This is a genomic window from Caulobacter sp. GW821-FHT09B11 (assembly GCF_059418205.1).
The window spans coordinates 1-23,865 of sequence record NZ_JBWKPK010000045.1 but is presented as its reverse complement, the minus strand read 5'-3'; the positions used below and the strand labels follow the sequence as shown (position 1 = coordinate 23,865).

The following is a 23,865-nucleotide window of genomic DNA, read 5'->3' as shown; positions in this document are numbered from 1 at the left end:
GAGGCAGTCCATGTCCCTGTCGCGCATCGTCATGCGCCTGGCCCGCAATCCGGGCACCGAGTTCGCCGGCGGCGACGACCATCGGGGTTACGCCCTGACCGCGCCGCTTACCGACGACGGCCATCTGGACGAGGCCGAGTACGCCAAGGCCAGGAAGGACTGCGCCGTCCGCCGCTTCGCCCCCGACGAGGACGCCGCCGACGGCCGCCTGGCCCGCCGCGGCGAGCGCTGGTTCTTCGACTATGACGAGGACGACCAGATCGACGACGAGCCCGTGCATCGCCTCGGCCAGCACCGCTTCGCGGTCGGCGAATACGTCACCGTCACCGACGAGGACGGCCGCCCGCTGACCTACAAGGTCATGGAAGTGACGCCGATCTGAGTTCCCTCTCCCCCTGCGGGAGAGGGTGGCCTCCCGAAGGGAGGTCGGGTGAGGGGTCTCACATACAGAAACGCCGCGACAGCCGATCAGCTGTCGCGGCGTCTTGCTTTTGAGAGACCCCTCATCCGTCGACTTCGTCGACACCTTCTCCCGCAAGGGGAGAAGGAAGCGTCAGCCCCCCACGTTGTGGCGCACGAGCGCCTTCATGGCCTTGAACAGGTCGCCGTCCTCGCTGTCGCGGCGCTTGGCCTTGACCACGGCCACGGCCAGCGGGCCGCCTTGCGGGCCGCGGGCTTCGTAGCCGGCCAGGTGATAGCCGGTCGGGGCCTTGTCGCTGGCCAGCACCAGGGTGGCGCGGACGCCGTCCTTGGCCTTGCGGCGCTGCTGGATCACCGCGCCGTCGTCGTTGGCGTGGATCGAGACGTCGCCGTCGCCATCGTCGCTGGAGCTGACCTGGACGGTGCGGCTCTCGTGGCCGCCGTCCTTGCGCTCCTCGACCTTGGTGGTCTTGCCGCCGCCGCTTTCGGTGACGTTCTTGGTGACCCGCACCTGGGCATCGCCGTCGTTGGCGTTGATGGTCATGCCGCCGATGCGGATGTCGGCCCCTTCGTCGCGGGCGTCGATGCTGAGGCCGGGCAGCTTGATGTGGGCGCTGTTCTTGCCGCCGGACGGGGTCGGCGCGGTCGGCGACTTCAGCTGCGGCATCAGGGTCTTCAGCTCGGCTTCGATCGGGGCGAGGGCGGCCTCGGCGTCGTCGCCCTGGAAGTCGACCAGGCGCAGGCTGACCTCCGACTGATCGCCGACGTACTGGCACGAGCGGCCGTCGGGCGCGACCGAGACGCGCTTGAGGCCGCCTTGCTTCTCGGGGCAGTCCAGCCGCGAGATCGCCCGCAGCGGTTCCTTGCGGTGGACCACGCGCTCATGCTTGTCGGTCTTCACCGAGACGACCGGGGAGCAGGCGGCCAGGGCCGCGGCGCTGGCGGCCAGGACGAGAATGAGGCGCATAGAAGTGGTCCTTCGCTTTCGGCGCGAAGGTGTGCGGGTCAGCGACCTGCGTCCAATGAAATCGTGGTAACGGCGTCAGACCGTCGGCGGCTTGATCTGTGCGTCGACGGCGCCCAGCAGGTCGGCGGCCAGCCGGCGCACCTGGTCCTTGCCGGTGTCGCCGTAGGTGACCCGCAGCTTGGCGAACCAGGGGCCGATCTGCACCAGCCACAGGCCTTCGCTGCGGCCCTTGGTGTCGCGCCAGAAGCTGCCCATCCGGCGCGGACCGCCCTCCGAGGCGGGATAGGGGTCGGCGATGTCGCCGACCGACGGCGTGTGGTCCTTGGCCTGGTCGACATAGGCGCCGAACACCCGCGTCAGGGTGTACTGCTCGGGCAGGCGGGTCAGGTAGAGCGTGGCCGTGGCCGTCGGAGAGCCGTAGCCGCAGCTGACGTCGCGTCCGCCCTGGGCGGCGTCGTAGACGGTGAGCCGCTCGCGCTTGAAGCCGTCGATCTCGGCTGGGCAGGTGAAGCCGCTGGCCGTGTGCAGGGCGCCGCCGTCGTCCCGGTTGCTGAAGCTCTCGTTCTGCGGCGTGGCGCTGGTGACCGGCGGAGCGACGCCCGTCCCCGGGGGCGGCGTGGCGCCGGGCTCCGACTTGGGTCCCTGGTAGGCGTTGGCCTGGACGTTGATGCTGATGTTCTTGCCGCGCGCGTCGCGGCTGACCAGCGGCGGAATGCGGCCTTGCAGCGCCGCCAGCGCGTCGGCCTGCACGGTCGCCGCGTCGGGCTGCCCGGCATAGATCCGCAGCACCGAAGCGCCATCCTTGGTGGAAACGGCCAGCAGGTGGGTGGCGGCCGGCGCCTTGGCGTCCTTGTCCCTGCCCAGCTCGGACATCACCAGCGGGGTGATGTCGACGAACGGCGCGACGAAGAAGATCGGCGCGTCGGCGTTGGCGCTGCGCACCACCAGGGCCGGTGATACGGCGGCGGTCTCGAAGACGGCGTAGGGCAGGCCGCCGACCTCGAAGGCGGGGTGGTCGCACTTGGCCTTGGCCTTCAGCAGCGCCTTGCGCTGGATGGGCTTTGCCTCGAGCGCGGGTCCAAGCGACATCAGGGTGACGAGGTCGCGCTGCATGTCGGTCGAGGGCAGGGTGATGGCTGCGGCCGCGGGGCGCGCCTCGCAGGCCTCCCGCGCCAGGGCCGGCGTCGCCAGCACGCTCATGCCCAAGATCATCCACGCCCAGGACTTCATGTACGCCTCCCAAACCACGGCCAAGCTTTGGCCGACGAGGGAGCGCGCGTCCAGGCTCAATCTTTCGACGAGTGGATGCTCGTCGCGCGCGTCCTACTGGCCCGGGCGGGCTCCGCTTTCGCGGCGGGCCAGGAAGGCCAGGCGCTCGAACAGGTGCACGTCCTGCTCGTTCTTCAGCAGGGCGCCGTGCAGGGGCGGGATCAGCTTGGTCGGATCCTTCTCGCGCAGCACGGTCTCGTCGATGTCCTCGACCAGCAGCAGCTTCAGCCAGTCGAGCAGTTCCGAGGTCGACGGCTTCTTCTTCAGGCCCGGAACCTTGCGCATGTCGTAGAAGATGCGCAGGGCCTCGGCGACCAGCTTCTGCTTGATGCCCGGGAAGTGCACGTCGACGATGGCCTGCATCGTCTGCTCCTCGGGGAAGCGGATGTAGTGGAAGAAGCAGCGGCGCAGGAAGGCGTCCGGCAGCTCCTTTTCGTTGTTGGAGGTGATGATCATCACCGGCCGCACCTTGGCCTTGATGGTCTCGCCCGTCTCGTAGACGAAGAACTCCATGCGATCGAGTTCCTGCAACAGATCGTTGGGGAACTCGATGTCGGCCTTGTCGATCTCGTCGATCAGCAGCACGGGGCGCTGCTCGCTCTCGAACGCCTCCCAGAGCTTGCCCTTCTTGATGTAGTTCTTCACGTCCTTGACGCGCTCGTCGCCTAGCTGGCTGTCGCGCAGGCGGGTGACGGCGTCGTACTCGTAGAGGCCCTGCTGGGCCTTGGTCGTCGACTTGATGTGCCAGGTCAGCAGCGGGGCGTTCATCGCCTTGGCCACTTCATAGGCCAGCACGGTCTTGCCAGTGCCGGGCTCGCCCTTGATCAGCAGCGGGCGTTCAAGCGCCACGGCGGCGTTGACGGCGACCTTGAGGTCCTCGGTGGCGACGTAGTCGGCGGTGCCTTCGAAGCGCTGGCTCATCTGGTATTCCTGACTGCGCGCCCGTTGCGTCGGGCGCGCATCGAACAAGTGTTCAAAACGTCAGTCTAACCTACAGAGCATCGGTCTTCCGGATCAAGCCGGGTTCTGCGGCGGTTGGCGATGACGGCGGGCCACCGACGGTGGATCGCTGGCCGGGAAGCTATCTTCCAGGCCTTCCTCCAGCTGTTCTTCGAGGTTTTCCGTATCTTCCGGGGCAGGGGCGTCGGGTTTGGGATCGGACATGGGAGGTCTCCTGGCGGAGCGGAATTATGCGCCGCCTTTGACGCGCGGCTAGAATGTTTTGATCGCGGACCCGACCCGTCTTCGCGGCCCTAGCCGCGCTTGTCGTAGCCCAGGGCTTCGATGTCGTCGTCGGCCAGGCGCGTCGACTCGTAGTCGGAGGGCTCTTCGTCGTCGTCCGAGATCTGGTCCTCGTCCGACAGGCCGCCGCCGACCGGATCCAGCGGCTCACGCTCGACGTCGAGGCCCTCGTCGTCGCGGCCGGCTTCCAGTTCGTCGTCGATGTCCACGAGTTCGTCGTCGTCGAGGAGGTCGAGATCCTCGTCCTCGTCTTCCGAGGCGTCATCCTCGGCCTGGGTGACGTCGTAGACGTCGTCGATCTCGTCGAAATTGGCGATGTCCTCGCCGTCTTCGGTCAGGTTGGTCTCGTCCAGGACCTCGGCGACGTCCTGGGGCTCGAAGTCGGTTTCCGGGGGCATGGCGGGTCTCCTGCTGGAGCGGCGCGATCGCCGCCCATCACGGAGTCAAACCCGCCCCGGCTGAGGGTGTTCCGGAGTTTTCAGGACCGCCAGGACTGAGCTTGATCCTCGCCCTTCGACAGGCTCAGGGTGAGGATCATTGCGAGGCCGCGCAGTAAAACCCTCATCCTGAGCTTGTCGAAGGACGAGGGTTTGGCTTCCTCAGTCGGCGAACTCGCCCAAGGCTTCCGACACCTGCGCCATGATCGGCCGCCAGTCGTCGTAGTTGGGGGCGACGAAGCAGCGGGCCTGCGGGTACCAGGGATAGTGGTCGGTCCCCAGGCGCGTCCAGGCGGCCGCGCCGGTCAGCAGCCAGATCGGCGCGCCGCAGGCGCCGGCCAGGTTGATGGTGGCGTTGGCGAAGCCCAGCGTCAGGTCCAGCGCGCAGGAGAGGGCGGCGACGTCGTCGAGATCCTGCTTCAGGTCGATGCCCGGCGGGGTCCAGATTTTGACGCCCAGATGGTCGCGGGCGTAGGCGATCTCCTCGTCGCAGTCGCCGTACTGCAGGTTCACGAACGAGATCCCGGGCGTCTTCAGCACCGGCTCCCACAGCTCGAACGGCGAGAACTGGCGCGCGCGCTCGGCGTTCAGGCGCAGGCTCTTCCACAGCAGGCCGACCTTGGGTCCGGGCGGGGCGCTCTCCAGCACCGTCTTCCAGTGGGCGACGCGCGCGGGATCGGGCGTCAGGAAGCGCTCGCGGGCCGGGAAGGCCTCGGCGGTCGGGCGGAAGGTCTGCAGCAGCGAGGCCATCGGGACCCAGCAGTCGATCTTCGACCAGTCCTCGACGAAGGGCGCGTTGCGATAGGTGCGGCCCTGATAGGCGACCGTGCGGTGGACGCTGACCTGAACCTGCGGGAACGAGCGCTCGAACAGCGGGACGAGGCGGCGCTCGACCACCACCGACAGCGCGCCGTCGGGGCCGAGAGCCTCGATGACGTCGGGCAGGGTGTTGGCGAACATCACCTCGTCGCCCAGGCCCTGCTCGGCCAGGACCAGCAGGCGCTTGCCGGCCAGGTCCTCGCCGGGCTCCCAGGCGCGGACGGGCATCGGATAGTGCGGCGCGCCGGGCAGTTCGGGGTTGAGACGCGCCCGGTAGGCCTCCCAGCCCTCCGCCACGCGGCCCAGGGCCAGCAGGATGGTCGAGTGGGCGAAGCGCATGGTCGCCAGGTCCTCGGCCGATTCGGCGGCCGCGATGCCGGCCTCGCAGTCGGCCCGGGCGCCCTCGACGTCGCCCAGGTCGAGGCGGGCGAAGGCGCGGTTGTGGTGGCCCTTGCCGAAGTTGGGCGACAGGCGCAGGGCCTCGTCGAAGAAGGTGAGGGCGGTGCGGCCCTCGCCCATGCTGCACATCACCGTGCCCAGGGTGTTCCACAGCGCCGGAACCTCGGGATTGGCCTGGATGGCGGGCTTGAGGACGTCGATCGCCGCCGATTCCTGGTTCAGGTCGCGCAGGGCGCAGGCCAGGTTGTTGACCCCCTCGAGGTCGCCGGGCCGCTCGTTCAGGTAATGCATGAAGAGCTTGGCGGCGATGTCGGGCATTTCCAGGCGGAAGGCCAGGCGGCCAAGGTCGCCGGCCACCTGACCCTGGCTGGGCAGAAGCTGCAGCGCGGCCTCGTAGCACTGCATGGAGGAGGCGAAGTCGCCGAGCTTTTCGCGGGCCACGGCCAGGACGTGCCAGGCCACGCCCGTGCGTTCGTCCTTCTTGAGGGCCTTGAGTGCGTTCTTCTCGGCGCGGGCGTAGTCGCCCTGCTGCACGGCGACGATGGCGCGGTTGAGCAGCTTCACGCTCTCATGATCGCGGACGGCGCGGGCTTCCAGGTTCAGGCGGGCGATCGAATCGGACGAGGCGGAATCGCCCAGCTGTTCGGCGCGAAGGCCCAGGTGGACGCCTTCGCCGGCCGCTTCTTCGGCGGCTGCGAGGGCGGCGGCCGAGATTCCGAAGCCGAGATTGCGGGACATGCGACCACCTTGGGCGATTGGATGACTTCATCCTCTGGGCGAGTATGCTTAATTGAGTCCTAAGCTGCGACTTACGGTCGCGTCGGCGGCAACAAGGCGTTAACCCACGGCGACCTAGGGTCCCGATTGAACGCCATTCCGGCGAACCGCCATCACGGCGGACGGGCGCAGCGATGGAAGGAGCGGCCAAAAGTGCCTTTGAAGCTGTCGCTGAAGCCCGGCGAGAAATTCGTGTTGAACGGGGCGGTCGTGCAGAACGGCGATCGTCGCGGCGTGCTGGTCCTCCAGAACAAGGCCTCGGTGCTGCGTGAGAAGGACATCATGCAGCCCGACCAGGTCACCACGCCCTCGCGTCGGATCTACTTCCCGGTCATGATGATGTACCTGGAAGAGGCCGGCGCCGAGAAATACTACGACGAGTTCGCCACCCGCCTGACCGAGTTCATGGGCGTGGTGCGCAATGCGGCCGTTCTGGCCGATTGCATCGCGATCTCGAAACACGTCATGGCGCGTGAATACTACAAGGCGCTCATGCTGAGCCGTAAGCTGATCGATTACGAAGACGAGAGGTTGGGGAATGTCTCTTCGGGCCTACCAACAGGCGGCGACCAGGACTGAGAATCCGCGAGAGGTCGAGTACCGTCTGTTCGGACAGGTGACTCGGGCCCTCATGGAGGCTTCGGAAGCCGAGGATGGCGACATCCAGAAGCGTATCCACGCTCTGGACTGGAACCGTCGTGTCTGGTCCGCGCTGGCGACCGACTGCTCGCTGCCGGAAAACACCATGCCCAAGGAACTGCGCGCGAGCATCATCTCGCTGAGCCTCTGGGTCAGCCGGCACTCGAGCTTGGTCATGCGCAAGGAAGAGGACTTCGAGCCTCTGATCGAGATCAACCGCATGATCATGCAGGGCCTGGCCGCTCGCGCCGAAGCCGCCTGATCGGGCTTGCGGCGCCGCTCGGCGCCGATTGCCGCCTCTCTTCGGAAAAACCTGCCGCCCGGCGAATGTTGCATTCGCCGGGCGGTTTCGTTTCCGGCTCGCGCTTCAAAATTTCCGTTTTATTTCAATCGATTACGATTTGGCCCGCGTTGGCCTGAACTGGCCTGCCGTTTGCGATGGTTCCTGCGGGCAAAACGCCCGACCGGCAAAATGCCGGGGCTCTCCACCAAAATGGTAGGTTCCTATGATCGCCAACTCCATCAACACCAATGCCGGCGCGATGATCGCGCTGCAGAACCTGAACGCCACCAACTCGGAGCTGACCACAACCCAGCAACGCATCAACACCGGCAAGAAGATCTCGAGCGCTAAGGACAACGGCGCGATCTGGTCGATGGCTGAAATGCAGAGCGCGACGTCGAGCTCGTTGAACGCCGTGAAGGATTCTCTCCAGCGCGGCCAGTCGACGATCGATGTTGCTCTGGCTGCAGGCGACACCGTCACCGATCTGCTGGGCAAGATGAAGGAAAAGGCTCTGGCCGCTTCCGACACCTCGCTCAACACCGCCTCGTTCAACGCCCTTCAGGCTGACTTCACGTCCCTGCGTGACCAGATCACCAAGGCCGTGACGAACGCCAAGTTCAACGGCGCCAGCGTGGTGGACGGTTCGACCACCAAGCTGGAATTCCTGGCGAACGAAACGGGCTCTGCGTTCACCGTCTCCTCGCGGACCCTGTCCCTCACGGGCATCGGTCTGTCGGCGACGACGACCTTCGCGAACGCCGCTGCGGCCAAGACGATGATCGCCACCATCGACACGGCTCTGCAGACGACGACGAACAAGCTGGCTTCGCTCGGCACCAACTCGGTCGGCCTGGACATGCACTTGACCTTCATGGGCAAGCTGCAGGACAGCCTCGACGCCGGTGTCGGCAATCTGGTCGATGCGGACATGGCCAAGGAAAGCGCCAAGCTGCAGTCGCTGCAAACCAAGCAGCAACTGGGCGTGCAGGCACTGTCCATCGCCAACCAGGCGCCCCAGTCGATCCTGTCCCTGTTCAAGGGTTGATCGAAGAAGCGCCAAGGCGGCGACAAGCGCCGGGCGGTCGAAAGGCCGCCCGGCGTTTTCTTTTTCCGGTCACGGATTTCCGGCGATCGGCGGTCGATCTTCGGGTGGGCAAAACGGTCGCATCTGCTGAAACCTGCCCGGCACTTTTTGCCGGATGGCGCCTCAAGTCGGCAGGAATTGCCGGGCGACAACGTCCTAAATGAACATATAACGCAATAATTTCAATGGCTTAAAATTTTTCGCCGGGTGGGCAGGATTGGCCCGGTAGTTGCTTCCTAGTTCAGCGAGCAAAACGCTCCCGGCAGTCAAAATGACGTCGGACAACCTGAAATAGGAACATATTCGTTATGGCGCTGAACAGCATCAACACGAACTCGGGCGCGATGATCGCCCTGCAAAACCTGAACTCGACCAACAGCGATCTCGCCGTTACGCAACAGCGTATCAACACCGGCAAGAAGATCGGCAGCGCCAAAGACAACGGCGCTATCTGGGCCACCGCCAAGAACCAGTCGGCCACCGCCTCCTCGATGAACGCCGTGAAGGACTCGCTGCAACGCGGTCAATCCACGATCGACGTCGCTCTGGCCGCCGGCGACACCGTCACGGACCTGCTCGGCAAGATGAAGGAAAAGGCCCTGGCCGCTTCCGACACCTCGCTGAACACTGCCTCGTTCAACGCCCTGAAGTCTGACTTCACTTCGCTGCGCGACCAGATCACCAAGGCCGTGAGCAACGCCAAGTTCAACGGCGCCAGCATCATCGACGGTTCGACCACGAAGCTCAGCTTCCTGGCCAACTCGGACGGCACCGCCATCACGGTGAACTCCAAGACCCTGTCGCTGGCTGGTATCGGTCTGAGCACCAGCACCACCTTCGCGGACGCCGCCGCCGCCAAGTCGATGATTGCGACCATCGACACGGCTCTGCAGACGACGACCAACAAGCTGGCCTCGCTGGGCACCAGCTCGACCGGCCTGGACACCCACCTGACCTTCGTCGGCAAGCTGCAAGACAGCCTCGACGCGGGCGTGGGCAACCTAGTCGACGCCGACCTGGCCAAGGAAAGCGCCAAGCTCCAAGCCCTGCAAACCAAGCAGCAGCTGGGCATCCAGGCGCTCTCTATCGCCAACCAGTCGACCGGCACGGTCCTGAGCCTGTTCCGATAAGGAACGAGCAGGGGGCGGTCCTCACGGGCCGCCCCCGCCTCTCCTTCGGCCTCGGCCGGGGAGGGGGTAACAGAGGCGCCGCCGAGAACCGGCGGCGATGGGAGACATGGAAAGCAAAGCCGCGCTGACGGCTCAGGTTCAAGAGTTGTCCGCGCAAAACCCGATCGTTTCGCCCACCGTCCCAGGCTCGTCCTCGGACGGCGATGTCGTTTCCGACGCCCGCAAGGCCGAGGCCCGCAAGGGCGCATCGACCGCCGCCGAACAGAAGGCCGACAACGGCCCTCAGCCCGGCGACCTGCGTCTGGTGATCGAGGAAGACATCGACAGCGGGGTCTACGTCTACAAGACGGTGGACCGGCGCACCGGCGAAACCCTTAAGCAATATCCCCGCGAAGACGTGCTGAGGTTCAAGGACGCCGCGTCCTACGGCCCCGGCAAGATCTATGACGGCCTGACCTAAGGCCTTATCGCGTAAGGATTTTCCGACCGACGCTTGCGGCGCGACGTCGCAGGCGCGTTATGGTTTACGTGCGTTAACCATATTCTTACCCCCGCAACGGCAAGTTCACGGTCGATCCTGCTCGGCCGCCGAATCGCGTACCGAGCTCCCTCGTAAGTCGGCGAGAACGCCGTTCGGAGATCGTGATGACGCTGAGCGTGAACACCAATCAGCCTGCGCTGATCGCCCTGCAGAATCTGAACAAGACCAATGAAGAGATGTCGGGCGTCCAGACCCGCATCAACACCGGCCTTGCGATCTCGAGCGCCAAGGATAACGCCGCCGTCTGGTCGATCGCCCAGGACCAGCAGGCCGACCGCTCGGCCCTGTCCTCGGTCAAGATGAGCCTCGACCGCGCCACCTCGATCGCCGACGTCGCCCTGACGGCCGGGGAGTCGGTCTCCGACCTGCTCAACCAGATGCGCGAGAAGGTGGTCGCCGCCAAGGACAGCTCGTTGTCGACCTCGGCCCGCAAGGCCCTCGACGCCGACTTCCAGGGCCTGCTGAGCAACCTGACCCAGGTGGTCGACAGCGCCACCTTTGACGGCGCCAACATCCTCGACGGCAGCCAGACCGCCTCCATCACCTTCCTGGCCGACGCCGACGCCCAGACCGTCATCTCGCTGAACCTGCAGACCCTGTCGCTGGGCAGCCCCAACAACAGCCTGGTCGCCACCGACAGCATCGCCACCCTGACCCAGGCCACGGCCGTTCTGACCCGGCTGGACACGACCATCGCCTCGGTCAACCAGGCGGTCGGCTCGATCGGCTCGCAGGCCAAGCAGATCGACGCCCACAACACCTTCGTCTCCAAGCTGTCCGACGTGCTGGAGACCGGGGTGGGCAACCTCGTCGACGCCGACATGGCCAAGGAAAGCGCCCGCCTGCAGGCCCTGCAGGTCAAGCAGCAGCTCGGCGCCCAGGCCCTGTCGATCGCCAACAGCGCCCCGCAGATCATCCTGTCGCTGTTCGGCAGCGGCGGCTGAGGCTGCCCCAACGTAATTGTCACAACAAACGCCGGTCTTTCCCTAGGCCGGCGTTTTTTGCGTGGTTACTCTGCACGTCGCGGCGCAAGGGGATTCGCTCGGCATGATCGAACTGCGGGACTTGAAGGACGAAGACGAGGCGGTGCTGTTTCAGTGGCGCGCCGAGCCCGAGGTCGATCGCTGGATGTCGGACGCCGCCTTCCCCAGCCGGGAGGCGCACGCCGCCTGGTTCGAATCCCTTCGCACCAATCCCAACATGCGCGGCTGGATGATCGTGCGCGCCGGCGCGCCGGCCGGCCTGCTGACCCTGACGGGCCTTTTGTCGCATCACCGCCGGGCCAGCTGGAACTGGTTCGTCGGCGCCGCCGACGCCCGTCGCCGCGGGGTAGGGCGGGCGGCCCAGGTCCTGGGTCTCGACCGCGCCTTCGGCGAGCTTGGCCTGCACAAGGTGTTCGCCGAGGTCATGGCCGACAACGACGCGGCCCTGAAGGCCCAGTCCGCCTCGGGCTTCCGCCGCGAGGGCTATCTGCGCGGCCACGTGCTGAAGAACGGCGAGCCGCGCGACGTGGTGCTGCTGGGCATACTGGCCGAGGAATGGGCCGGCCTGCGCGAAGAGGCCCGGCGCTCGCTCAGCGACGCCCACCTGATCGCGGCCTGAAACCGCCTGGCGCTGGGTTCGATTCACACGTCTTAACGAAACGTCAGCGTTCATAACCGTAGATTGCCGCTGTGTGGCGCATTGCGCCTTCCGTGGAAGCTGTCGTGATCACTTTCGACACCAGTTCGCTGCTGAGCTACTATCAGGCCAAGGTCGGCCTGACGGGCTCGACTGCGTCCACGGCGACGACCACGGGGACGACCTCGTCGTCATCCAGCAAGAAAGCCATTCCGGCCGCGCCCTGGACCACGGTGTCCACCCAGGCCAGCGACCTGGTGAAGTCGGCGCTGAACGGTCGCAAGTTCATCGACGAAGGCGCCGCCGAGGCGGCCTCGCCCGGCATTTCCGGCGACTACAAGAAGCTGTTCACCGCCTACCAGGCCCTGAACACCCTGACGGCGATCGCCGGCCAGGCCAGCGGCAAGAACGTCTCCGACAGCGAGATCAAGCGCCTGCAGACGGCGATGACCAAGGGCCTGACCGAGCTCACCAACTACGTTCAGAACCTGAACGGCGAGAACATGCGCCTGACCACCGGCGCGGCCATGACCACCGACAAGTCGACGGTCGGCATCCCCAAGAACGTCTACGGCTACGTCACCGACACGCTCTACAGCGGCCAGGTCGACGACGAGGTCCCGCAGTTCAAGGGCGCCGTCAGCTTCGACATGGCGGTCACCAAGTTCGGCGAGACCACGACGCTGAAGATGGACCTGTCCGAGATGGGCTCCAAGCCGCGGACCATGGCCAACGTGGTCAGCTTCTTCAACGACAAGCTTTCGGCCGCCGGCTACAACACCACCTTCGCCGTCGAGCGCACGGCGGGCGTGGCGCGCACCACCACGGTCAACGGCCAGACGGTGAAGCTGCCGGCCACCGGCGACGACTTCGCCCTGCGTATCCGCGGCGATTCGATCGAGAAGCTGAACTTCACGGCCTCGGTCTCCAAGCCCGCCGTCTACATCACCACCGAGGCCGGCAACCCCGACCCGGACAAGGACACCAAGACCGACGACGCGGTCATCGAGAACACCCTGACCAAGTACGGCGCCGGCTCGGGCGCGACGGCCGGGACCAAGGTGTTCTCCGACACGCTCGAGGGTACGGTCGCCAAGGTCCACAAGACCGTCACCGGCCCCGACGGTTCGATCTACGTGCTGGCCGACGTCGAAAAGAGCGTCGAGAGCCAGACCATCAAGGGCGACCAGGACGTCGCCCTGATGAAGTACGACTCGGCCGGCAAGCTGCTCTACGCCCGCAGCCTGGGCGCGGCCGACACCGCCACCGGCTATTCGATCGCCGTGTCGAGCGACGGCAAGGTGGCCGTGGCCGGCTCGGTCGCCGGAACCCTGACCGGCGCCACCACGGGTCCGATCAATTCCGACAGCAACGGCACGGTCACCGACAGCTTCGTCTCGCTGTACGACGCCGCCGGCGACGAGGCCTGGACGGTGCGTCGCGGCGGCCTGCTGGAAGACGAGGCCACCGCCGTCGCCTTTGGCCAGGACGGCGTCGTCTATGTGGCCGGCCGCACCAAGTCGGACCTGCCCGGCGCGACCGGCTCGGCCTCGAAGGGCGGCTACGACAACTATCTGACGGGCTTCGCGGCCGACATCACCGGCACGCCCAAGGCCCTGTTCACAACCCATTTCGGCAGCGCCGAGAACGACACCGTCTCGGGCATGGTCGTCGACGGCGGCAAGGTCATCGTCGCCAGCAAGGAAGGCAGCGAGGCGATGCTGCGCAGCTTCGACGTCTCCACTTCGGTGGTGACCGAGAACCGCACCGCGCTGAACGCGGCGGGGGTCTACGAGACCAAGCCGGTCACCTACACCAAGGCCGCGACCATGACCGTGGGCGCGACGCGCGACCTCGGCACGCTGAAGGGCGGCGACATCGCCGGCCTGACCATCGACAACGGCCAGCTCTATGTCGGCGGCTACACCACCAACGGCTCGCTGACGGTCGGCAACGTCAAGTCAGCCGCCTCGGGCGGTTCGGACGGTTTCGTCGCCCGCGTCTCGCTCGACCTGACCAGCACCTCCGGCGACACCCTGGCCTATTACGGCGGCACGGGCGACGACACGGTCACCGGCATGGCCGTCTCCAACGGCCAGGTGTGGCTGGTCGGCTCGGCCGGCAAGGACCTGGCGGGCCAGCCCACGGTCGGCACCAAGGACGGCTATGTCGCCCAGATCGACATGGCCACCGGCGACGCCACCTGGGAACAGCGCCTGACCGGCAAGGACGGCTACGCCACCCCGACCTCAATCGCGGTCGACGCCTCCGGCTCCAGCGCGCTGGACATCTTCGGCCTGCCGCGCGGGACGATGAACTACACCCAGTCGGACAAGATCGTTTCGGCGACCTCGGCGCGGCCGGGCGACACGTTCCAGATCCGCACCCGCGAGCGCGGCCCGCTGACCACCATCACCATCGGCGCCGAAGACACGCTCGACACCCTGGCCGACAAGATCCGCCGGGCCTCGGGCTACGCCGCCAAGGTGTCGATCTCCAGCGACGGCAACATGCGCAAGCTGAAGATCACCCCGGCCTACAACACCTCGACCGTCGAGGTGCTGCCGGGCAAGGGCGACAGCAACGTGCTCAGCGCGCTTGGGCTTGCTTCGGGCATCGTGCGCAACACCAAGACCGACGACGGCCGCACCGTCTCGGCCGACGGCAAGGGGCCGGTCTACGGCCTCAAGCTGCCCACCGAGCTCAGCCTGGTCGACGAGACGGCCCGGGCGACCACGGCCGACCTGCTGAAGTCGGCCACCGCGGCGATCCGCAACGCCTATCGCGAGATGGCCGACATCGCCAACGGCGTGAAGGCCGACGGTTCGAGCACCACCTCGGGCAAGACCGGCGGCACGGCCCCGGCCTATCTGACCAACCAGATCGCCAACTACCAGGCCGCGCTCGACCGCCTTACCGGCGGCAGCTAGGCCCCGCACGGCCTCGCGGCCGCCGTGACGCTTGAAACCGTCATCGACGCGTCGTAGCCAGGGGGCATGGAACTTCTCAAAGATCGACGCGTGCTGCTGGGCGGCGGAGCGGCCCTGGCGGTTATCGCGGGCCTGGCCGTGGCCTTTGCGCTGATGGGCGGCAAGGATCGCAAGCCGGCCGAGGATCCGCCGGCCTCGCGCGGCGGCCTGATCGTCGAGACCGGCCGTTCGGACGACACCAAGCTGAACGATCCGGCCCGTCCGCTGCGCTGCTTCGTCGGCGGCCAGTTCGTGGGCGAGACCACCCTGGCCGAATGCGCCAAGAAGAACGGCGTGGCCACCGGGGCCCTCGACGTCGGCGTCGACGAGACCGGGGCCCTGGCCGCCGCCGACCAGGCCGGCACGGTGCTGACCCCGCTGCCGCCGCCCGCCGTGGCCGCGCCCGTCGCCACCCCGGCGACGACCCCGGCCGCCTCGGGCGCGACCTCGGCGCCGAGCGCGCCCCTGGCCGTCTGCCAGCGCTATCTGGGCGGCCAGTGGAACAAGCTGCCGGGCGAGATCACCCAGAACGCCTGCATCCAGCAGCTCTTCGCCGGCAAGTGCGAGCGCCCGGGCGGCGCCACCTACGGCCGCTGGGGCGACGAGACCCTTCGCCTGCTGCCGGGCCGCGTCGAGGCGTCGTCCGACAACCGTTCGTTCCACCTGGTGGTGGAACAGGCCGCCAACTGCGCCATTCCCAGCGTCGGCTAGGGCGCGGCAGGGTCAAGTCTGGGCGGTTGACCCGCCCGGGCCGCGCTATGGATATTTGAATGAGAGCCTTTCCCGTCGGGAAAGGCTCTTGGGCCGAAGGAGTTCTCTGATGCGCGTTTCCCCCATCGCCGCCGTCCTGGCCCTCGGCGTCGCCGCGAGCGGCCTGTCTGGCTGCGTCAAGGCCACCCGCGCGCCCTTCGACCAGGGCGTCTGCAACCACGTCATTGAGAAGAAGGACGGCACGCTGCAGTTCAACTCGGTCGAACGCAACGTGCCCAACATGGAGACCTGCGCGGCCACGCTGGAAGGGATGCGCATCCGCTTCCTGCGCATGGGCCTCCGCAAGGAGCAGCTGACCGGCTCCTATCAGGGCAAGTTCATCTTCGTGGAACGCGAGGGCATCTATCTGGGCGACAGCTACGAAGGCGCCCGGTTCATGTCGCTGGTGCGCACCGGCGACGGCCGCCTGGCCGTGCCCGGCGCCCTGCCGGCGCGCTGAGGTCGTTCCCTCGAAACCTGTGGGAAGCCAGGAGAGGGCGGTGGATAACCGCCCTCTGTTCACAGGAACGTTTAGTGAACAATTCTTGATTTCCGCCTTGCTGAGTCGTTAACGTCTCCGCTCGAGATTCCGGCGCGTTGGGTCGCCGGGCGAGAACAGGACATCGCTATGGCTGGCAGCGTCAACAAGGTCATCCTCGTCGGCAACCTCGGGGCCGACCCCGAAATCCGCACCCTCAACTCGGGCGACCGCGTCGCCAACCTGCGCATCGCCACGTCCGAGACCTGGCGCGACCGCTCCAGCGGCGAGCGCAAGGAAAAGACCGAGTGGCATCGGGTCGTGATCTTCAACGACAACCTGGTGAAGGTGGCCGAGAGCTACCTGCGCAAGGGCTCGACCGTCTACATCGAGGGCTCGATCCAGACCCGCAAGTGGACCGACCAGCAGGGCCAGGAAAAGTACTCCACCGAGATCGTGCTGCAGAAGTTCCGCGGCGAACTGACGATGCTGGGCGGCCGCGGCGACGCCGCCGGCGCTGCGCCGGGCGGCGGCTATGACGAGGGCTACGGCTCGGGCGGCGGCGGTGGCGGCTACGGCGGCGGCCAGGGCGGCGGCAACTTCGGCGGCGGCGCCCCGCGCAGCCAGCCCAGCGGCCCGCGCGAGAGCTTCTCGGCCGACCTGGACGACGAAATCCCGTTCTAGAGCCGAATAAGGCTCAGACTGTAAATAAGCGGCCGGTTTCCTTTGGAGCCGGCCGTCTTCTTGTTGCACCTTCCTCAGCGCTCTTTGCCGGTTGTAGCCTCTAAAGGCCTACCACGCTCGGAGCGTCCACATGACTTGGCCGGTTGTCCGATTGCATGTCCGCTCTTGTGGGGAGCGGCTACCTATCTTGGTCGATCGCGAGAGTGGCGTCCCGCTACCTCTGCCCGCGATTTACGTGATGACCACGCTGCGCACGCGAGCGGCCAATACGATCGCGCAGCATTTGGTCGGGGTGCAGGTCCTGCTCTTGTGGTGTGTCGCTGACGACATTTCCTTAGACGACCGCATCCATACGGGAACGCTGTTTCGAGCTCACGAACTGGATGCGCTTTGGGATGCGACCGCGCGACCGGTTAGCCATATCGGCCAGGCTTCTGGTTCGCGCTCGTCGCGAAAGATCGTGAAGCTCGATCCCGCCGTTCCGGCTCTCGCGCGAGATACCATCGGTAACCGCCGTCGTGCAGTACGGCGCTATCTAGCGTGGCTCAGCGAGCGGCGCCTCTTTGCGTTGGGACACGAACCCGGCGCAGAGCAAAAATACAGAGTTTCGCGCGAGGAGCTGCTCCGCTCCCTTGATGCGCGATCCAGCCGGCACGGGCGACAGGGCGAGCCTCGCAGAGGGCTCGACGATTTTGAGCGGCAGGTATTGCTCAATACCGTTGATCAAGAAAGCGGCGCGAACCCCTGGAGGGACGAGGCTGTCCGCACGCGCAACTTTCTAATGATCTTACTTCTCCTGCAGCTTGGTTTGCGTCGCGGTGAGTTGTTGGCGCTGCGAGTCGAGGACGTTGACCTGCAAAGAGGGCAAATCAGGCTGATCCGACGTCCCGACAGCGGTAGGGATTCCAGGCGACGTCAACCGTTGCTCAAAACACAAGGGAGACTATTGGATCTTCGATCTGATGTCGTTGATCTACTCTCAGTTTACATACTGCAAGTGAGGATCGAGGCTCCCCCACGCGCTCGCCAGCACGGCTTCCTTTTCATAAATCAAAGGACCGGAGCCGAATTATCCATCTCGGCAGTCGAGAAGATTTTCCAGCAGTTACAAAAGATGCCGGGTCTTCCTGCCAATTTGACCTGCCATGTCCTTCGCCATGATTGGAACGAGCGTTTTTCTCGCGCCATGGACGAGGCCGGCGTCGCTCCAGCTCGGGAGCGGCAGCTGAGACGCTATCTGCAAGGGTGGGCTTGAAGACGGCCGGTTCCGCGAGGGACCGGCCGTTTTTCTTGGGCGGATGGAGCGGGCGAAAATCTCGCTCCTGACGGCCCGAATCTTTCCTGCTACCACCCTGAGTAAGGGTCGGCTCTCCACGAGGGAGGGCCGGCCGACCCAACGGAGTTTCGATCATGGCCGACGGCGCAGCTTCCGCGACCACGCCCCAGAAGACGGTGTCCCAGGTTCTGGGCGAGATCACCTGGCTGCTGACCCAGTCGCCGGTGCACAAGCAGCTGTTCATCGGCGACCTGGAATGGTTCGCCATGCCGGCCTTGCTGCTGGAGCAGTTCCGCATCTGGAATGGCCCCAACAGCCCCGCCGCCGTGGCCTTCTGGGCCTTCGTCTCGGAAGAGACCGAAGAGCGCCTGGTGGCCGGCGCCAAGAAGCTGCGGGCCGACGAGTGGAAGGCGGGCGACCGCCCGTGGCTGATCGAGCTGGTGGCGCCGTTCGGCGGCCAGGACGAGATCCTCGCCGACCTCGGCGCCAGCGTCTTCCCCGGCCAGACCTTCAAGTTCCACGCCGTCGGCGCCGACGGCCAGCGCCAGGTCGTCACCTATCCCCCGCAACTCCAAGCCTGAGCTTGAGCGCTTCGGGGTCGGCCTAGGCGGCCGGCGTCAGGGCCGTGACGACCTGTTCGCACAGGCGATGGGTCTCCAGGGCGTCGAGGGCCGATAGTCGGCGGTCCTCGCGCACGGCCGACAGGAAGGCCTCTACCAGGCCCTCGAAGCCGCGCTGGCGGCCGACCGAAGTCCAGTTGCCGCGCCGGGTCAGGCGCTCGCCGCCGGCGTAGTCGACGACGTCCGACAGGTCGACGATGCGCTGCTTGGCGCCGCGGCCCGAGACCTCCAGCACCTCCTCGTCGGCGCCGCTGTCGCGGTTCATGATCGCGAGGGCGTCGACGCCCGGTCCTGAGAGGTGAAGGCTGGCGTGCCGCATCTTGCCATCTACCGCATGGCCGTCGATCCGGACCTCGCGCGCGGTCGGCGCCAGGAAGCGGATGGTGTCGATGGCGTGGATGAAGTCGTCGAACACCGCCCGGCGCAGGCCGTCGGGATAGGTCCTGCGGTTCTTCTGCATCAGCACCAGCGGCGCCTTCAGGCCGGCGGCGGCGACGTATGAGGGCGCGAAGCGGCGGTTGAAGCCGACGGCCAGCGACACGCCGCGCGTCTCGGCCAGGTCCACCAGGGCTTCAGTTTGCGCCAGGGTGTCGGCGATCGGCTTGTCGACGAGCGTGGGCACGCCGGCCTCGATCAGGCGGCGGACGATCTCGGGATGAGCCTCGGTCGCGGCGTGGACGAAGGCGGCGTCGAGCCCCCGCGCCAGGGCCTCGTCGAGATCGGTGTGCAGCCGGTCCACGCGCCAGGCCGCGCCCAGGTCGTCGAGCGTGGCGGTGCTGCGGGTGACGAAGGCCAGATGCACGTCGGGGCGCACGCCCAGCACCGGGAGGTAGGCTTTGCGGGCGATGTCGCCCAGGCCGATCATCGCCACGCGCATGCGCTTCAGAGCCCCTTGGACAGGTGTTCCGCCAGGTCCCTTGCGTCCCAATGTTCGTCGCGGGGCGCAAGGAAGATCGGGGTCTCGCGTTCGAAGGCGCGCAGGGCGTCGGCGGTCTGGACGAGGTCGGGGGCGTCCAGGCTCTCGCTCATGACGATGGCGGCGATGGTCGCGCCCCGGGCGCGCAAGGCGACGAGGGCGGTCAGCACGTGGCTGATCGTGCCGAGATACGAACCGGCGATCAGCAGCACCGGCAGGTCCAGCGCGGCGATCAGGTCGAGATTGGTCGCCTCGTCGGTGAGGGGCGACATGACGCCCCCGGCGCCTTCCACCAGCATCAGGTCGTGCGCGCCGGCCAGGGCCGCGCGGCAGTCGGCGGCGAGGTCTGCGAGGCGAAGGGTGTCGCCCTCAAGCCGGGCGGCCAGATTCGGGGCCAGCGGCGCGCGATAGCGGCGCGGCGAGATGCGGGACAGGGCGGCCGGATCGCCCAGAGCCTCGGCGAGGCGGGCCGGGTCGCTGGCGGAGGGATCCTCGGGATCGAAGCCGCTGACCACCGGCTTGAAGGCGTCCACCGCGACGCCGCGCGCCTTCAGGGCGCGGATCAGGGCGCAGGCGACGTGGGTCTTGCCGATGTCGGTGCCCGTGCCGGCGACGAACAGGGCGCTCATGCTTTCGCGTCCACGTAGGGGCGGACGAGGGCTGCCAGGCGCAGGACCTCGTCGTCCGGATGGTCGGCGCTGAAGGCCAGACGCAGGCGGGCGGTGCCGGCGGGCACGGTGGGCGGGCGGATGGCGACGACCAGGAAGCCCTCGGCCTCCAGGGCGGCCGAAGCGGCCAGGGCGGCGTCGGCCTCGCCGATCACCACGGGCACGATCGGGCTCTCGGCCCGGGGCAGGCCGGCGGCCTGCGTGAACAGCCGCGCCTTGCGCAGCGGCTGGGCGGCGAAGGCCGGGTCGGCCTCGATCAGGTCGAGGGCGGCGATGGCGGCGGCGGCCGAAGCGGGCGGCAGGCCGGTGGTGTAGACGACGGTGCGGGCCCGGGTCTTCAGGAAGTCGACCACGCTCTGCGAGGCGCACAGATAACCGCCGTAGGAGCCCAGGGCCTTGGATAGGGTGCCCATCTGCAGCGGGATCACCGCGTCGGGGAACAGGGCGGCCGTGCCCTTGCCCCCGCCCAGCACGCCGACGCCGTGGGCGTCGTCGACCAGCAGCCAGGCGTCGTTGGCCTCGCAGACGGCCGACAGCCAGTCCAACGGCGCGACGTCGCCGTCCATCGAGAACACCCCGTCGGTGGCGACGATGGCGTGGCGGAAGGTCGAGCGATGCTCGGCAAGCAGTTCGGCCAGGGCGTCGCTGTCGTTGTGCGGAAAGCCGATGACCTTGGCCCCGGAAAGCTGCGCCCCGGCCCAGATGCAGGCGTGGGCCAGCTCATCGACGAAGACGACGTCCTGCTTGCCCGCGAAGGTCGGGATCACCCCGGTGTTGGCCAGGTAGCCTGAGCCGAACACCACGCAGGCCTCGGTTCCCTTCAGGCGGGCCAGGCGGCTCTCAAGTTCCGAGATCAGCGGGCTGTCGCCGGTGACCAGGCGCGAGGCCCCAGAGCCCGCGCCGTACTCGGCCACGGCGGTCTGGGCGGCGGTGATCACGGCCGGGTGCTGCGACAGGCCCAGATAGTCGTTGCAGGAGAAGGACAGCAGCCGCTTGCCGTCGCGCTCGACGACCGCCCCGGGCAGGCGGCGGGTGGGCTTCAGCCGGCGGCGCAGGCTCATGGCCTCCAGGGCCGCGAGCTTGCCGCTCGCGAAGGCGTCCAGACTGTGCATGCCGATTCAGTTCCTGTTTGCCCTGAGGGGCCGGGACGCTCTAGGCAAGCCACCCCGCCGGCGCAACGAAGGATCGTCATGAGCACCCCCGACTGGCTCACCGAAGGCGCCAAGCACGTGTGGCGGCCCTACTGCCAGATGAAGACGGCCCCGACGCCGCTTCCGGTGGTGCGCACCCACGGCTCGCGGATCGTGCTGGCTGACGGCCGCGAGCTGGTCGACGGCATCGCCAGCTGGTGGACGGCCTGCCACGGCTACAACCACCCTCACATCGCCGCCGCCGTGCGCGAGCAGCTGGAGGCCATGCCGCATGTGATGTTCGGCGGTCTGGCCCACGAGCCGGCCTACCGTCTGGCCGCGCGGCTGGCGGCGATCCTGCCGGGGGATCTGAACCACGTGTTCTTCGCCGAGTCTGGCTCGGTCTCGGTTGAGATCGCCATGAAGATGGCGCTGCAGTTCCACATCAATCGCGGCGAGCGCGGCCGCACGCGGTTCCTGTCGTTCCGCGGCGGCTATCACGGCGACACCCTGGCGACGATGACCGTCTGCGACCCGGAGGAGGGGATGCACAGCCTGTTCTCGGGCGTGATGCCGAGCCAGGTGATCGCCGACCTGCCGCTGGACGACGCCGGCGAGGCCGCCCTCGACGCGCTGCTCGCCGAACAGGGCGGAGAGATCGCCGCCATGCTGACCGAGCCCCTGGTGCAGGGGGCGGGCGGCATGCTGTTCCACGATCCTGAGGTTCTGCGCCGCCTGCGCCGCCTGGCCGACAGGCACGGCGTACTGCTGATCTTCGACGAGATCTTCACCGGCTTTGGCCGCACGGGCGATCTCTTCGCCATGCAGACGGCCGGGATCGAGCCTGACATCGTCACGTTGTCGAAGGCCCTCACGGGGGGAACCCTGCCGCTGTCGGCGGCAGTGGCCTCGCGCAAGGTGTTCGAGGCCTTCTGGTCCGACGAGGCCGGCGCGGCCCTGATGCACGGGCCGACCTACATGGGCAACGCCCTGGCCTGCGCCGCCGCCAACGCCTCGCTCGACCTGTTCGAGGCCGGAACCTGGAAGGCCGACGTGGCGCGGATCTCGGCCGCGCTGAAGGCCGGGCTGGAGCCTTGCCGCGCCGCGCCGGGCGTCGTCGATGTGCGGGTGCTGGGGGCGATCGGCGTCGTCGAGTTCGCCTCGCCGGTGGCGGTCGGCGCGCTGTGCCAGGCCTTCGCGCAGAAGGGCGCCTGGATCCGGCCGATGGGCAAGGTGGTCTATCTGACCCCGGCCTTCACGACGCCGGACGCGGACCTCGACATCCTGCTGTCGGCCATTCGCGACGTCGTAGTCGCCGGCGGGGTTGAAGGAACCGGCGGGGTCTGATCCAAGCGGCCCCATGTCCGCGTCCACCGGCCCCCTGACGACGCTCGAGCGTCTCGCGATCCTGGCGATCATCCTGACCTGGGGGCTGAACAACGCCGCGGCCAAGGTGGCCACGGCCGCCCTGCCGCCGATGATGGTGGGCGGCCTGCGCTTCGCGCTGGCCCTGGCCTTCCTTTTCCCGTTCGTGCGGCCGCCGTTCCCGGATTGGAAGCGGCTGCTGGCGATCGTGCTGCTGTCGGGGCCGATCCACTTCGGGATCATCTACCTGGCGTTCGGCATGGCTAAATCGCTGAGCCCGCTGGTAGTGGCCACCCAGCTGTGGATCCCGTTCACCGCCCTGTTCGCCTGGCGCATGCTGGGCGAGACCATGCGCATGCCGGCCGTCGCCGGGCTGGCCGTCGCCTTCGCGGGCGTGGCCTGGATGAGTCTCGATCCCCACGGCGCGGCCGACCTGCCGGCCATCGTGCTGGGGGTCATCGCCGCCGCGATCTGGGCGGTGGCCACGGTGCTGGTGCGCAAGACGCCGGGCGTGAAGCCGCTGAAGGTGCAGGGCATGACGGCGCTGGTCGCCGCGCCCGCGCTGATCGCCCTGTCCTTCGCCTTCGAGCCGGACGTGATCCCGCGCGTTACGGCCGCGCCGCCGATCGCCTGGGCCTGCGTGGTGTTCGCCGGCGTCGTCTCGACCATCGGCGCCAGCGCCCTGCTGTTCTGGCTGGTGCAGCGGCGCGAGGCGGGAAGGGTGACGCCCTATTTCCTGCTGACGCCGCTGGTCTCGTGCACGATCGGGGTGCTGTTCATGGGCGATGACCTGTCGCCGCAGCTGGTCATCGGCGGCGGCGCGACCATGCTGGGCGTGGCCCTGGTGGCCTTGACCGAGAAGAAGACCCCGCCGGTCGCCGAGCCGGCCTGAGGCTTCAGCTTTAGAGGCGAACCAAAGCGCGGCAAGGCGCGTTGAGCTTCCACACATGGAGCTTCACCGCATGAACCTGACCCGTCCGCTTTCCCTCGCCGCTGTCGCCGCCGTCGCCTTGCTGGGCCTTTCCGCCTGCGACAAGGACGCCGGCAAGACCCAGAAGACCACCGGCAAGGTCGAGTCCGCCGTCGGCACGATCACCGGCGACAAGGAGCTCAAGAAGGAAGGCAAGAAGGACAAGGTGGTCGGCGGCGTGCGCTCGGGCGACCTGGAAGGCGCCGTCAAGGACGCCAAGAAGAACTGACGGCGCGCTCCATTTTCGTCATCCCGGCCGGAGCGAAGCGGAGAGCCTGGGACCCAGGGGGAGCCGCAGTGCGCCGGCTATCGAGTGCGAACCTGATCGCCGCGCCCAGTCCCCTGGGTCCCTGTGTATTGCGATAGGTGTCGAGCGCGAGCTTGATGGTTGGCGGGCGCAGCTCGTTGG

The 23,865-nt window shown here is 67.4% G+C and carries 26 protein-coding genes; 17 read left to right on the top strand and 9 right to left on the bottom strand.

Annotated features, from left to right (window positions below; translation table 11 throughout):
* The first annotated feature begins 10 nt into the window (after positions 1-10).
* Positions 11-382 (top strand): hypothetical protein, encoded by a 372-nt coding sequence (locus tag AC07N1_RS23460; RefSeq protein WP_110121782.1) that lies wholly within the window; start codon positions 11-13, stop codon positions 380-382.
* Positions 383-553: 171 nt separating this feature from the next.
* On the opposite strand, the gene AC07N1_RS23455 is transcribed toward AC07N1_RS23460, so the two are convergent.
* The 6 genes from AC07N1_RS23455 to AC07N1_RS23430 all read right to left on the bottom strand — a co-directional run bounded on the left by AC07N1_RS23455 (position 554) and on the right by AC07N1_RS23430 (position 6,291).
* Positions 554-1,387, bottom strand: a complete 834-nt coding sequence (locus tag AC07N1_RS23455) for a hypothetical protein (protein ID WP_494673981.1) — start codon at positions 1,385-1,387, stop codon at positions 554-556.
* 75 nt (positions 1,388-1,462) lie between these two features.
* A complete protein-coding gene (locus AC07N1_RS23450; protein WP_494673980.1) occupies positions 1,463-2,617 on the bottom strand; it encodes a hypothetical protein in 1,155 nt (384 codons plus the stop codon).
* Between the two features lie 93 nt (positions 2,618-2,710).
* A complete protein-coding gene (locus AC07N1_RS23445; RefSeq protein ID WP_494673979.1) occupies positions 2,711-3,577 on the bottom strand; it encodes an AAA family ATPase in 867 nt (288 codons plus the stop codon).
* Between the two features lie 93 nt (positions 3,578-3,670).
* Positions 3,671-3,820: a hypothetical protein gene (locus AC07N1_RS23440; protein ID WP_494596417.1), complete on the bottom strand. Its 150-nt coding sequence runs from the start codon at positions 3,818-3,820 to the stop codon at positions 3,671-3,673.
* An 89-nt stretch (positions 3,821-3,909) separates the two neighbouring features.
* Positions 3,910-4,296 (bottom strand): primosomal protein, encoded by a 387-nt coding sequence (locus AC07N1_RS23435; RefSeq protein ID WP_494673978.1) that lies wholly within the window; start codon positions 4,294-4,296, stop codon positions 3,910-3,912.
* A gap of 201 nt (positions 4,297-4,497) precedes the next feature.
* A complete protein-coding gene (locus tag AC07N1_RS23430) occupies positions 4,498-6,291 on the bottom strand; it encodes a tetratricopeptide repeat protein (protein ID WP_494673977.1) in 1,794 nt (597 codons plus the stop codon).
* A gap of 192 nt (positions 6,292-6,483) precedes the next feature.
* Here AC07N1_RS23430 and flbT point away from each other — a divergent pair, with 192 nt between their 5' ends.
* The 13 genes from flbT (at position 6,484) to AC07N1_RS23365 (ending at position 18,368) form a co-directional block, all read left to right on the top strand.
* Positions 6,484-6,909 (top strand): flagellar biosynthesis repressor FlbT, encoded by a 426-nt coding sequence (gene flbT, locus AC07N1_RS23425; RefSeq protein ID WP_110121787.1) that lies wholly within the window; start codon positions 6,484-6,486, stop codon positions 6,907-6,909.
* Entirely contained in the window at positions 6,869-7,231 is a 363-nt protein-coding gene (gene flaF, locus AC07N1_RS23420; RefSeq protein ID WP_494673976.1) for a flagellar biosynthesis regulator FlaF, read from the top strand. The genes flbT and flaF overlap by 41 nt, the downstream gene beginning before the upstream one ends.
* 244 nt (positions 7,232-7,475) lie before the next feature.
* The gene (locus AC07N1_RS23415; protein ID WP_487292531.1) at positions 7,476-8,300 is read left to right on the top strand and encodes a flagellin; all 825 of its coding nucleotides are present in this window, start codon (positions 7,476-7,478) and stop codon (positions 8,298-8,300) included.
* Between the two features lie 347 nt (positions 8,301-8,647).
* Complete coding sequence (locus AC07N1_RS23410; protein WP_494673975.1) at positions 8,648-9,469, top strand: flagellin; 822 nt, start codon at positions 8,648-8,650, stop codon at positions 9,467-9,469.
* 145 nt (positions 9,470-9,614) lie between these two features.
* On the top strand, positions 9,615-9,929 hold the full coding sequence (locus AC07N1_RS23405) for a flagellar protein FlaG (protein WP_146218085.1): 315 nt from the start codon (positions 9,615-9,617) through the stop codon (positions 9,927-9,929).
* Between the two features lie 185 nt (positions 9,930-10,114).
* Positions 10,115-10,954, top strand: coding sequence for a flagellin (locus AC07N1_RS23400; protein WP_494673974.1), 840 nt, complete (start codon positions 10,115-10,117; stop codon positions 10,952-10,954).
* A gap of 103 nt (positions 10,955-11,057) precedes the next feature.
* Entirely contained in the window at positions 11,058-11,612 is a 555-nt protein-coding gene (pseH, locus tag AC07N1_RS23395) for a UDP-4-amino-4,6-dideoxy-N-acetyl-beta-L-altrosamine N-acetyltransferase (RefSeq protein ID WP_494673973.1), read from the top strand.
* 104 nt (positions 11,613-11,716) lie between these two features.
* The gene (locus AC07N1_RS23390) at positions 11,717-14,560 is read left to right on the top strand and encodes a hypothetical protein (RefSeq protein ID WP_494673972.1); all 2,844 of its coding nucleotides are present in this window, start codon (positions 11,717-11,719) and stop codon (positions 14,558-14,560) included.
* A 66-nt stretch (positions 14,561-14,626) separates the two neighbouring features.
* Entirely contained in the window at positions 14,627-15,310 is a 684-nt protein-coding gene (locus tag AC07N1_RS23385) for a hypothetical protein (protein WP_494673971.1), read from the top strand.
* A 109-nt stretch (positions 15,311-15,419) separates the two neighbouring features.
* On the top strand, positions 15,420-15,809 hold the full coding sequence (locus AC07N1_RS23380) for a hypothetical protein (protein ID WP_110121796.1): 390 nt from the start codon (positions 15,420-15,422) through the stop codon (positions 15,807-15,809).
* 168 nt (positions 15,810-15,977) lie between these two features.
* Positions 15,978-16,511, top strand: a complete 534-nt coding sequence (gene ssb, locus AC07N1_RS23375; protein WP_494673970.1) for a single-stranded DNA-binding protein — start codon at positions 15,978-15,980, stop codon at positions 16,509-16,511.
* A gap of 238 nt (positions 16,512-16,749) precedes the next feature.
* On the top strand, positions 16,750-17,766 hold the full coding sequence (locus tag AC07N1_RS23370; protein ID WP_494673969.1) for a tyrosine-type recombinase/integrase: 1,017 nt from the start codon (positions 16,750-16,752) through the stop codon (positions 17,764-17,766).
* A 155-nt stretch (positions 17,767-17,921) separates the two neighbouring features.
* Positions 17,922-18,368, top strand: coding sequence for a toxin-activating lysine-acyltransferase (locus AC07N1_RS23365; protein ID WP_494669910.1), 447 nt, complete (start codon positions 17,922-17,924; stop codon positions 18,366-18,368).
* 22 nt (positions 18,369-18,390) lie between these two features.
* Here the strand turns inward: AC07N1_RS23365 and AC07N1_RS23360 are convergent, their stop codons facing one another.
* From AC07N1_RS23360 to bioF, 3 genes are read right to left on the bottom strand one after another with little or no spacing between them, the layout of a single operon-like run.
* Positions 18,391-19,284 carry a Gfo/Idh/MocA family protein gene (locus AC07N1_RS23360; protein WP_494673968.1) on the bottom strand — a complete coding sequence of 298 codons (894 nt, stop codon included), beginning with the start codon at positions 19,282-19,284 and terminating at the stop codon, positions 18,391-18,393.
* Positions 19,285-19,289: 5 nt separating this feature from the next.
* Positions 19,290-19,952 (bottom strand): dethiobiotin synthase, encoded by a 663-nt coding sequence (bioD, locus tag AC07N1_RS23355; RefSeq protein WP_494673967.1) that lies wholly within the window; start codon positions 19,950-19,952, stop codon positions 19,290-19,292.
* A complete protein-coding gene (gene bioF, locus AC07N1_RS23350; protein ID WP_494673966.1) occupies positions 19,949-21,103 on the bottom strand; it encodes an 8-amino-7-oxononanoate synthase in 1,155 nt (384 codons plus the stop codon). The genes bioD and bioF overlap by 4 nt, the downstream gene beginning before the upstream one ends.
* A gap of 78 nt (positions 21,104-21,181) precedes the next feature.
* Between bioF and AC07N1_RS23345 the strand changes: the two genes are divergently transcribed.
* The 3 genes from AC07N1_RS23345 (at position 21,182) to AC07N1_RS23335 (ending at position 23,685) form a co-directional block, all read left to right on the top strand.
* Entirely contained in the window at positions 21,182-22,468 is a 1,287-nt protein-coding gene (locus tag AC07N1_RS23345) for an adenosylmethionine--8-amino-7-oxononanoate transaminase (RefSeq protein ID WP_494673965.1), read from the top strand.
* Positions 22,469-22,481: 13 nt separating this feature from the next.
* Positions 22,482-23,378, top strand: a complete 897-nt coding sequence (locus AC07N1_RS23340; RefSeq protein WP_494673964.1) for a DMT family transporter — start codon at positions 22,482-22,484, stop codon at positions 23,376-23,378.
* A gap of 70 nt (positions 23,379-23,448) precedes the next feature.
* Entirely contained in the window at positions 23,449-23,685 is a 237-nt protein-coding gene (locus AC07N1_RS23335) for a hypothetical protein (RefSeq protein WP_494673963.1), read from the top strand.
* Positions 23,686-23,865 lie beyond the last annotated feature (180 nt).